This is a genomic window from Planktosalinus sp. (genome assembly GCF_059864935.1).
In genome coordinates, this window is sequence record NZ_JCBCCK010000111.1 from 1 (window position 1) to 6,243 (window position 6,243).

General features: G+C 39.9%; 8 protein-coding genes. 5 read left to right on the forward strand and 3 right to left on the reverse strand.

Going from position 1 to position 6,243, the window contains the following annotated elements; translation table 11 throughout:
- The 5 genes from AC6F75_RS04835 to AC6F75_RS04855 all read left to right on the forward strand — a co-directional run.
- Window positions 1–345, forward strand: a 345-nt coding sequence (locus AC6F75_RS04835) for a sigma-70 family RNA polymerase sigma factor (protein WP_500713816.1), incomplete at its 5' end; no start/stop codon positions are given.
- Window positions 346–733: 388 nt separating this feature from the next.
- Entirely contained in the window at window positions 734–925 is a 192-nt protein-coding gene (locus tag AC6F75_RS04840) for a type II toxin-antitoxin system HicA family toxin (protein ID WP_500713817.1), read from the forward strand.
- Window positions 926–927: 2 nt separating this feature from the next.
- Window positions 928–1,326 (forward strand): helix-turn-helix domain-containing protein, encoded by a 399-nt coding sequence (locus AC6F75_RS04845; protein ID WP_500713818.1) that lies wholly within the window; start codon window positions 928–930, stop codon window positions 1,324–1,326.
- A 42-nt stretch (window positions 1,327–1,368) separates the two neighbouring features.
- Window positions 1,369–2,028, forward strand: coding sequence for a ribulose-phosphate 3-epimerase (gene rpe, locus AC6F75_RS04850; RefSeq protein ID WP_500713819.1), 660 nt, complete (start codon window positions 1,369–1,371; stop codon window positions 2,026–2,028).
- A gap of 126 nt (window positions 2,029–2,154) precedes the next feature.
- Complete coding sequence (locus AC6F75_RS04855; RefSeq protein WP_500713820.1) at window positions 2,155–3,420, forward strand: amino acid permease; 1,266 nt, start codon at window positions 2,155–2,157, stop codon at window positions 3,418–3,420.
- Here AC6F75_RS04855 and AC6F75_RS04860 read toward each other — a convergent pair.
- The 3 genes from AC6F75_RS04860 to AC6F75_RS04870 form a co-directional block, all read right to left on the reverse strand.
- Window positions 3,401–4,255: a zinc-dependent peptidase gene (locus AC6F75_RS04860; protein WP_500713821.1), complete on the reverse strand. Its 855-nt coding sequence runs from the start codon at window positions 4,253–4,255 to the stop codon at window positions 3,401–3,403. The two genes, AC6F75_RS04855 and AC6F75_RS04860, sit on opposite strands and share 20 nt — an antisense overlap.
- A 193-nt stretch (window positions 4,256–4,448) precedes the next feature.
- Window positions 4,449–4,985: a DUF8685 domain-containing protein gene (locus AC6F75_RS04865; protein ID WP_500713822.1), complete on the reverse strand. Its 537-nt coding sequence runs from the start codon at window positions 4,983–4,985 to the stop codon at window positions 4,449–4,451.
- 321 nt (window positions 4,986–5,306) lie between these two features.
- The coding region (locus AC6F75_RS04870) for a T9SS type A sorting domain-containing protein (RefSeq protein WP_500713823.1) at window positions 5,307–6,243 on the reverse strand (937 nt) is incomplete at its 5' end.

Here is a 6,243-nt window from a genome sequence, read left to right on the forward strand (position 1 = left end):
AAAAATTCCGGCCGTCACGTATCCATGGATGCACCCCTTGTTGAAGGTGAAGATTCAAACCTCTATGACGTTTTACGCAGCGGGGAATCCCCAAATCCTGACCGAAGCCTGTTGCACGAATCCTTAAGGACAGAAATTGAGCGTGCTTTAGAAACCCTAACACCACGTGAAGCAGATGTGATTCGTTTGTATTTTGGCCTGGGTGACCAGCACCCGATGACGCTGGAAGAAATTGGCGAGACTTTTGATCTAACAAGAGAGCGTGTGCGTCAAATTAAGGAAAAAGCGATCAGAAGATTAAAGCACACTTCAAGAAGTAAGATCTTGAAAACTTATTTAGGATAGCTTCGACTCCGCTCAGCTACCTTTATTTTGGATATATGAGCGTTGTAGAATTTTGAAAAAATCCTTATATTACAGCAACAAACAGTTATCACTAACTGTTCGTTTTTTGATTGATGAATGAATCCCCGGCTGATTACCGGGGATTTTTCATTATTTCCGCGACTTTGTACTTTGAAGCTTTAGCGCAGGAGTAAGGCGGAAATCCCGTTAATCAACCTTTCAAAATTTTAACCTACATTCCCATTTCAAAACCCCAAAAACAGGAAGCCTTTAGGTTCAATAAACCTAATCTCATCTTCAATTATAAATAAACCCAGAATACAAACCAGTTTTTATTTGCAAAAAAGTAAATTATAATTTACCTTTGACTTTTAAAGGTTAAGTCTCCATGAAATGTTCCCAACTTTATAAAATCCTGACAAAAGACGGTTGGTATGCAGTTTCTCAAAAAGGTTCTCATATAAAGATGCGACATAAAACAAAAAAAGGAACCATCATATTTCCAAATCACGGTAGTCAGGAAATGGGTAAAAGCCTGGAAAATAAAATTTTAAAGGACGCAGGAATCAAAAAAAAATAAAAATGGCTGATAAAACAAAAAAAATCGTAATGACCGTTGAGAAAACTGATACCGGTTTTTCAGCGTTTTCAAAACAACACCCTATATTTACAACTGGAAAATCCATTCCTGAATTAATCAACAATACCTATGAAGCAACAGAATTTTATTTTGAAGATGAAGATGTGAAAATTGATCCTAAAAACATAAAATTTGAAATTGACTTCAAACAGTTTTTTAAATACTATAAAGTGATCAACGCTAATTTTCTTGCTGAAAAAATTGGAATGAATGCCACGCTATTATCTCAATATGTTCAAGGACATAAAAAACCTTCGGCCAAGCAAACCGATAAAATTTTGAATGGTATTCACCAAATTGGTCAGGAGCTTTCGGAAATAAATTTATTACAAACGGCATAGAGAAACTAATCAAACTTAACTTAATTTTAAAATAGACCTTCAATGAACATCAAAATAGCACCTTCCATCCTCGCAGCTGATTTTGCCAACCTGCAACGTGATATCGAACTAATTAACCAAAGTGACGCCCACTGGTTTCACATCGACATTATGGACGGGGTTTTTGTGCCCAATATCTCTTTTGGGATGCCCGTTTTGGAAGCCATTTCAAAACATGCCAAAAAAACAATTGATGTGCATTTGATGATTGTTGACCCTGACCGCTACATCAAAACGTTTGCAGATTTGGGCTCAAACATCTTGACTGTTCACTATGAAGCCAGTACACACCTGCACCGAACACTACAGGCGATTAAAGCCGAAGGCATGCAATCCGGAGTGGCACTGAATCCGCATACCAGTGTTTCGCTGTTGGAAGACACCATCAACGATATTGACCTGGTGTGTTTAATGAGTGTGAATCCCGGTTTTGGCGGTCAAAGCTTTATCGAAAACACTTACAAAAAAGTAAGGCAACTCAAAGAAATCATCGAGAGAAACGGTGCTTCCACCAAAATTGAAATTGATGGTGGTGTTACCAGCAAAAACGCCTCCCAACTCGTGGAAGCCGGTGCCGATGTGCTGGTAGCAGGGAGTTTTGTGTTCCGTTCTGAAAATCCAATGGAAACCATTCAGAAGTTGAATCAACAGGTGAACGGCTAAGCCTCCTTCTTTAAGTTTTTGTTATTTTAACCGCAACAATTGCTGATTGCTATTAAAAAAACAGTATTTCAATTATCTTGCATCAAGTTTCTTTAATTCATAAATAGTTTATTCCCTGAATAATTGATGACCACCTCTCAACTTCAACGCAGCCTTACTCTTAAAGACGCCGTTGGTGTTGGACTGGGAGCCATCATCGGAGCCGGGATTTTTGTGGTTACCGGAGTAGCTGCGGGAGTAGCCGGGCCTGCGTTTTTGGTAGGCTTATTGATTGCCGGAGTAATTGCTGCTTGCAATGCATTGAGTTCGGCACAACTGGCGGCCAAATATCCTTTTGCCGGTGGCACTTACGACTATGGCATCCGCTTATTGAGTCCGTTATTTGGTTTTTCTGCAGGCTGGATGTTTCTTATCAGTAAAATTGCTGCCGGCAGTGTGGTGGCTATTGGTTTTGGAAGTTATTTTTACCAACTGGTTCCTTTGGGCTCCCCCAAAATTTTAGCAACATCAGCCATCATTTTGTTGTTGATTGCCAACTTAATGGGCATTAAAAAAGCCGGAAACCTGAACCTTTTTATTGTTGGCTTTACCCTACTTTCCTTGCTTTATTTTGTAGTAAGTGGATTTCCTCAGGTCGAAAAAGCACACTTTACCCCTTTTGCCCCATTCGGAATTTATGGAATTGCAGAAGCAGCTGCCCTTTTATTTTTTGCATTTACGGGTTATGCCCGAATTGCCACGCTGGCCGAAGAAGTAAAAAATCCAAAAACAACCATCCCCAAGGCCATCATAATTACCATAGTTTCAGCCATCATTTTGTACGCCTTGGTTTCCTTTGTGGCAATAGGCGTTTTGGGTGATGACGGAATGGCATCAAGCACATCGCCCCTTCAACTTGTCGCCAACCAACTAAACACGCCGGCAATTGGTTTGGTGATTACTTTAGGCGCATCTACGGCCATGCTTGGAGTGTTATTGAGTCAACTTTTGGGGATCAGCAGAATGTTTTTTGCAATGGCAAGAAACAACGATTTTTTTCCGGTGTTTCATAGCGTCCATAAATTAAGTAAAGTGCCTCATATCGCTTTAATTTTTACTGCACTGATCATACTTTTACTTACCTGGTTTGGCAGCTTTGAATTTGTACTTGCTGCTGCGGCTTTTACAATTTTACTCTACTACAGCATCACTAATATTGCCGCATTAAAACAAGAAAAAACGGACCGCCTATACCCGCAATGGATTCCGATTATGGGATTGATGGGATGCCTAACAATGGCTGTGTCCTTAAACAAGTTTGTGGTAATTTCCGGAGTGGTTTTATTACTGATGGGTTGGATATTTCGATGGATATTGCATCGGTTTTTAAAACCTAATAGCCCGCAAAATTAAAATTCAGCATTTTCTTTTTGTATTCATAAATTTCAGGGAAGTGCTGTCTGAATTCAACAGGTGATTCAAAAAAATATTCAGAAAGCACCGCCATAAATTCATATTGATTCCTAAATGCATAGGCCCTGAAAAAGCGGGTATCATCCAGTTTGTCTTTCACTTCTTGTTGGGTTAACCTTTTCAAAATATTTTTAAAGTGCTTGTTAAACCTTGCTGAATCACCATCTCTTGACACTTTTGCCTCAACTTGCATGGCATGCATAAATTCATGTATTCCCAAATTGAGATTGTCATTGGTAATTTCATAGCCCTTTGCAAAATCTTCCCACGAAAAAGCGATTACCCTGTGTTGGGGGTTAAATTCCCCTTTGTGATAGGCTTCATTGGCTTTGCTGTAAAATTCTTTGGGGTAAATCAATACGGTATCAATCAACCGGTAATTGTAGTTTTTCCTGCCAAAACTCAACATACAGCCCACCGCCGCAACGAGCAACTTATGCGAATTGTGAATTTCAAACCCCGCTCTTCCCATAAAAGTTTTGGACTGTTTAAATGTCGCTATACGGTGTTCAAATTGTTTTTTGTGTTTGGTTGTCAACCTGTTGTAAAAGGAAAAATTATTTCTTAAAAAAGAAAGTTCATCAGGGCCAATTTTTCGATATACAAAAAAATGTCTGGATAGCGGTTTGTCATAATTGATGGTATAGTACAGCTCAAACCCTTTAAACAGAAGGAACATTAACCCAAGGAAAATAATGCCGTAAGCATAGGGAGCAAGCCATGCATAGTTGTTATTGGGATCAACAAATATTAAAAATAATGGAAGTGGCTGCATTGAAATGCTTTATAGCATTAACGTTGCGGAAAAGTAAATCGTATTTTTGGGGAAGAAACAAAATTGCCGTTCCATACACTCCTCATACACTATCCATACACTATCCATACACCATCTATACACCATCTATACACCATCTATTAAGTATCTCCCTATCACCGGCTTTTGTGACCCGTCCTGAAATAGCTATAACTTACTCCCGCTTTGAAGAATCCCCTACAAAATGTTGCGAATTGTTTTTAAACAACACATTGAAGGTGGTCAAACTGCCGTAACAGCGGGTGATGTATTGCTGCAGGTCTATTTTAAGATCTGCATCCAGCTCTTTGGAGGCGTTGATTTTTTGCTCCATGACACGCAAACGGTCGCGTAACATCACAATTTTATTAAAAAATGTGTCGACGGGGACTTCTTTTGAAGACAAGGTTTTGTCTTTGGGCTGCAGGATCATAGTACCCCCGCGCCATTTATCGGCTATGGGCACCACTTCCGTGATGTCGCTCCAGCGCTTTAGAATGTCCCTAAGCGATTCTTCCACTTCTGAAAAGCTTACGGTGTCCACTTCGTCTTCTACAGCTTCTATGGTCTCAAAATCATCTTCCACAGGAATGGTTTCCAATCCCTTGTCCATAAAAGTCACCCAATACATTTTGGAAGTTACGTTGGTGACCACACCTTTACCGTGTTCAGGGTGATTAATTCTCGATCCTATACCTAATATTTGTTTCATACTACCTATTCCCGCGAAGGCGGGAATCCCGTTAATTAATATTCCATTATTTTTCTTGTAAACCCTCTTTTCAAAAACCAAGAATCAACCCCTATTCCCGCGACTTTGTACTACGAAGCTTTTTATCCTCTAAAGCTTCAGCGAAAGAGGAAAGCGAAGTAGTAAGGCGGGAAACCTTTAGGTTCAACGAAGTTAATCTCTTTTTTTTAATTTCAATCCAATCACTAAATAAAACATTTTTTCAAAACCCTGCAACCCTTATAAAAGAAAAAGCCTTTAACCGAAGTTAAAAGCCTTTTCAGGTTTTGGTTGGTTATTGAATTATTTCTTCACCAGTTTGATAAACTTGGATGTGCCTGCTTGTGAAACTCTTACCACATACACACCGGTTGGGTAGCGGTCACCAATCTTATAGGTTTCACCCACACTACCGGTGGACTCCTCAATAAAACGTCCGGCAATGTCAAACACCGTATAATGTATAGGCTCTGTAGTATTGGTAGAGCTCACCAATATAGAGAATAGTTCATTTGACGGGTTCGGCCAGCTTTCCACTTCCAGGGAGTTGTTTGTAGTGTTAGTAGAACTCGTTGTTGTTCCAGAATTAAATCCGCTATGAACAATCAGGTTACCACCGGAGAGGTAAAGCTCCTCAGTACCGAGTCCGTCCCAGTTGCTAGAATACCAGAGCTGATTTCCGTTCCAAAGGGTAAACCCAATGACATCATTTTCACCCGGCTCTCCTCTGTCAATCATAGTTACATACATCGTAACATTACCGGAATTGGGTATTGGTTGACTACTTTCAGAAAGGTCTCTTACATTACATTTTGCTTCAAAAACAGCTATTTTATTGTCTTCATCAAAAATGTCCACACCCAATGACTGAATAGAATTAGAACGTGCCTGGAAAATACGGCCATTTTCGGTGCGCCATATAAAGTTCAGGCGGCCTTTAAGGTTTTTACCATTGGGGTTAAATTTCACGTTAAATCCAAAGTTGGTACGGGTACCTTCGTCTGAAGGGTACTCTCCCACTGCCGGAGTTGGGTTTAGTGGCAGGATATATCCACCGCCCGTGATAAAGTCACCAACTGGTTTGTATAATGTAGCCATCAGATCTTCTTTTTTCGTTAAGCCTGTATAGTAATTGAGAATGGTAATCTCAATACCGTAAGACCTTGAGGCTTCATTATTATTTAAAGAAGGCATAGTATACCCTGTAGTATGAGATACCACAGCGGTCCTGTAATCTCCG